The 513-nt window shown below is 57.3% G+C and carries 1 protein-coding gene; it reads left to right on the top strand.

The features are described 5' to 3' along the window. On the top strand, positions 1-513 hold a 513-nt coding region (locus tag M6F29_RS12180), incomplete at both ends, for an IS66 family transposase (protein ID WP_298160330.1).

Genomic DNA, 513 nt, shown 5'->3' with positions numbered 1-513 from the left:
GAGACCAGCCTGGCCCAGCGTCCCGGTAGTTATGTGATCCTCAAGTATGTGCGCCCCGTCATCAAGATCAAGGAAACGGAAACCCTCTCCTGTGCCCCAGCGCCCCAAGGGGTCCTCGACGGTAGTCGGGCTGATGTCAGTTTCATGGCAGGGTTGATCGAGGATAAATTCCTCTACCATAGTCCTCTGCATCGCCAGCATCAGCGTCTGCTCAACAGTGGCATTACCGTCAGCCGCCCTTGGCTCACCCAGATCGCTCACGCAGCACTGACCCTGCTCAATCCCATCCATGACGCCCAACTGGAATCGATCCGTCGCTCCCGGGTCAAGGCCATGGATGAAACTCCCATCAAGGCAGGGCGTACCGGCACAGGACAGATGAAGACGGGATACTTCTGGCCGGTCTTCGGAGAACACCAGGAAATCTGTTTCCTGTTCTACCCGGATCGAAGTCACAAACGAGTCGAGCAAGCCCTGACCACAGATGATCCCCCCGACAATGGCGTATTGCTC

It is taken from the genome of Ferrovum sp. (assembly GCF_027317285.1).
Classification (GTDB): Bacteria; Pseudomonadota; Gammaproteobacteria; order Burkholderiales; family Ferrovaceae; genus Ferrovum.
The sequence above is the reverse complement of the archived record's forward strand: the minus strand, read 5'-3'. Positions and strand labels throughout refer to the sequence as shown.